Source organism: Elstera litoralis (assembly GCF_000963705.1).
Taxonomy (GTDB): Bacteria; Pseudomonadota; Alphaproteobacteria; order Elsterales; family Elsteraceae; genus Elstera; species Elstera litoralis.
The window spans coordinates 1-3,780 of the sequence record NZ_LAJY01000145.1 but is presented as its reverse complement, the minus strand read 5'-3'; the positions used below and the strand labels follow the sequence as shown (position 1 = coordinate 3,780).

Genomic DNA, 3,780 nt, shown 5'->3' with positions numbered 1-3,780 from the left:
CCTCTTTGATCTCCTCATCATCCATCAGTTCGAATAGCCGTGCCGCATGCTCCTCGCCAATGGCGAGCATCAGTATGGCCGCTTTCTCAGGTCCGGTCAGCGACCGGAAATCCTCACGAACACGCATGGCTCGGTTCGACCCTTACCGTTATTGACATACGATACCCACGAAGAGGCTGTGCTTCGACGCGGCCCACTATGCACCAGATTCCTGGTAGAGCCAGCCGCGCAGAATGGCGACAACATCTTCGGGATGCTTTTCGATAATTTCCCCAATCTTGCGCAGGCTGGAGGCTTTCACCCGGCCTTCGATGCGATTGAGGTCAATCATTTCTTCAATACTATCGCCGATCTCAAGCGCGGGCACCATATCGCGCCCCCCGCCAAGCTGCGGCAAACCATTCGGCCCTAAGAGCTGTGCCCCGGCCCCGGCGCTCGCCATCGTCGGTACCGCGTCGAACAGGCGGGCCAGCAGCGGACGGATAACCATCAACACTACGAGAATACCCACGAGGCCAAGCATACCGATTTCAAGATATTTGCGCAGATCGTCGAAGGTCATATTGCCGATAATGGTCGCGGGCGGCGGAACATCGGCGTCCAGCGAGGCGAAGGGCATATTCACCACCTCAACCTGACCTTCAGAGAGACCGGCTGCCGAGGCGACAAGCGAGCGAAGGGCTGCAATTTCCTGCGCCGTACGCGGCTCCAAAATCGCCTTTTGATTATCGTCGAACCCAGACGTTTTGTGATCGACCAGCACGGCCACCGACTTCAGCGCAATCGCGCCAGGGTCGCGGGTCCGGTTGGTGATGCGCTTGCTGATTTCATAGTTCAGCGTTTCTTCGGAACGGTTGCTGCGCGACTGAGAGGTGGTGGCACCGCCCGCCGTGGCCGAGCCCGTCGGAAGATTGTTTGCAATCGTCACCGAGGGATTGCCGTCCGTTTCAGACTGTTCCGTGGTATCGGCAACATTCTGGCTGGAGCGCAGAACCTGCTGTTCCGGATTGAAAACCTCTTCGGTTTCATTGACGCGGCTGTAATCGACTTCGGCGGAGGCTTCGACCCTTGCCTTGCCGAACCCGATGGAGCGCTCGACGAGGTTTTCGATCTGGCGCGACATCCGCTGTTCGTAAGCGACGCGTAACTCTTCCGACTGTTCCAGAATAGCGCCGCTGCTGCCGGCATTAACACCGCCGCGCGCGAGAAGCTGACCGCGCTCGTCGGCAATCGCAATCCGCTCCGGCTTTAGGTTCGGAACCGAGGCGGCGATGATGTTCTGAATAGCGACGACTTGCGGCTTTTCCAGGCGCTGCGAGCTTGCCATGCGCAGCAGCACTGAAGCGCTCGGCTCTTGGCGTTCGCGGGAGAAAAGCTCGCGGGTCGGCAGGACCAGATGCACGCGGGCGTCGCGAACATTCTCGATCCCACGGATCGTACGGCCGAGTTCGCCTTCCAACGCGCGGAGCTGATTGATGTTCTGCACAAAGCTTGAGGTCGCGAGGCCCTGGGCTTGGTCGAAAATTTCGTAACCGATGGAGCCGCCCGAGGGGATGCCTTCGCCGGCCAAGGTGATGCGGGTCTTGGCGACCTGCTCAATCGGCACATAGATCTGCGCGCCATCGGCACGGATCTGGTAGGGCATGTTCATCTGGTCGAGGCGCTGGGTGATCTTCGCCGCGTCTTGCTGGCTAAGGTCGCCATAGAGTAGCGCCGTTTCAGCACCACCCATCCGGGCGACGACATAGATCAAGAAGGCGATCAGAGCGACCACGACTGCGCCCGCAATCGCTAGGCGTACCGGACCGAGAGCCTTAATCTGCTGAATCAGGGCGTTCACGCGATCAACCTTTTGACAGCGGCCAGGACACGCAGAGAGACCTGCACCGGCTGGTTACGGGGCCAGATAAGGGGCTACCGGGCGGCAGCTCTTTATCCTTCCTTCCATCTTTACCGCATTTTCGGCGAAATGGGTAAAAAATTGTTGGGGTGAAGTGGAAATTTTTGCCTAAAGACGCGGACTTACCCGGTTTGGTGAGAGTGGCGGATCAAGAAGGATAGGCGCACTGCGCCCAATTCCGCCGCTTTCTAAAGCGCCCCTGGGGCGTATCAGGCGACAGATTTATAAAGAAAACTTTAAGACTTCCCAATATCTTGCGCCACACGCTCTGTCGCCCCCTATGGCAGCCGGAGCCGGGGGGTGTCAAGTGAATGAATCGGGTCGCTAAAATTCGAGTCGATATATTTTGAGAAAAACCTATGTCGCGTTTTATAGAAAAAAGCGGCCAGCAAGGCTGACCGCTCGTTTCCAATAGCCCCAGCAGCTTCAAGCCGGGGGAGGGGCGTCTTAGTTCTTCAGGTCGCGCACGATTTCGATCATCGCGTCGGCTGTGGTGACGATCTTGGAGGCGGCTTGATAGCCGCGCTGGGTGACGATCATGTCGGTGAACTCATCGGCGAGATCGACGGTCGATTGTTCCAACTGCGCGCCCATGACCTTACCGGCGCCATTGGTGTTCGAGGCATTGACCACCGCGTCGCCGCTACTGTCCGTAACGCGGTAGGCGGTTCCACTGACCGATTCCAGACCGTAATCATTGACGAAGGTCACGACCGGGATTGAGGCGACGGCGACGCGCTTGCCTTGATCGAAGATCTGATACAGCACGCCATCCTCGCCGACTTCGATCCCGGCAAGCCCCAACGCCCCGTGTCCATCCGTTGTAGAACCGGAGAGATTGCTCGCCCCGCCCATGCCGGTGATGGTCGTAAGGCCGCTCACATCGTCTTGGAATTTGAAATTCGGGCTCAGCGTCGCAACCGATGCGCCCGTTGCGGTATTGGTGAAAGCCACCGAGCCCAAGGAGACGGACCCCGTCGGCGAGACCAATTGGCCATTCGAGCCGAAGGTGAGCGTGATCGGCGCGCTGGTGGCGGTTGCCGTCAGCGCGGTGCCGTCCGGCCCGGTGCCGCCAGTATATTGCGCAGTCCAGGTTTGCGGCGCGGTTTTGGTCAGGGTGACTTCCAGCACATAGGGCGTGCCCGTTGAATCATAGGCGGTGACCGACGATGTAACGGTCGCGCCCGGCGTCGTTGTCGTCGTTCCGGGAACGACATTGCCATCGGCGTCGGTGGTGTCTTCGGTGGTCGTCGTTACCGGCACGGCATCGGCCGCCGAGAGATTCCCGGTCAGCGTGATCGAGGTTGAGGCCGTTCCCGCGAGAACCGTGGTGGCCGGAACTTTGATCGGTTGCAGGCTATTGAAGGCCCCGGCGCCAGTTCCCGTTGTCGCGGTCGTCCCGGCCGGAATGCCGAGCAGGGCAAAACCCTTGGAATTCACGAGGAAACCGTTTTTATCGACCGAGAAATCGCCCGCGCGCGTTACCAGCCGTTCAGCCGTATTGGCGATCTGGCCGGTGGCACTATCGATGGCGGAGGCAACCGGGAAAAACCCGCGTCCGGCAATAGCGAAATTGGTCGAGGTATAGGAGGCGGACAGGATGCCCTGTTGATCGATCCGGCTGAACTGCGAGGCGACAACCCCGCTGCCCACGCGGCTATTGGAGGATTTGCCGCCGTTGACCAAATCGGAAAAGCGCGAATCCGAGTCCTTGAACCCGACCGTCCGAGAATTGGCGATATTGTTGGAGAGAACCCCCATCGCCGTGCTTTGGGCATTCATCGCGGTAACGCCGGTAATCAGGGCCTTGCTGAAACTCATCATCGCACCTTTAGGCTGAACTTAGGGAAGTAGGGGGCCTCTCCCGACCCGAGGACCTG

At 59.3% G+C, this 3,780-nt stretch carries 2 protein-coding genes and 1 pseudogene; all 3 read right to left on the bottom strand.

The features are described from left to right. A pseudogene (locus VZ95_RS22850) lies at window positions 1-127 on the bottom strand (flagellar motor switch protein FliG); the annotation flags it as partial. A 69-nt stretch (window positions 128-196) separates the two neighbouring features. After that, window positions 197-1,840: a flagellar basal-body MS-ring/collar protein FliF gene (fliF, locus tag VZ95_RS06965; protein WP_045775213.1), complete on the bottom strand. Its 1,644-nt coding sequence runs from the start codon at window positions 1,838-1,840 to the stop codon at window positions 197-199. A gap of 507 nt (window positions 1,841-2,347) precedes the next feature. Further along, entirely contained in the window at window positions 2,348-3,724 is a 1,377-nt protein-coding gene (locus tag VZ95_RS06960; RefSeq protein WP_045775212.1) for a flagellar hook protein FlgE, read from the bottom strand. Window positions 3,725-3,780: the final 56 nt, after the last annotated feature.

Coding starts and splice junctions, on each gene's coding strand:
- VZ95_RS06960 (WP_045775212.1), bottom strand. CDS start 3,724: ATGATGAGTTTCAGCAAGGCCCTGATTACCGGCGTTACCGCGATGAAT.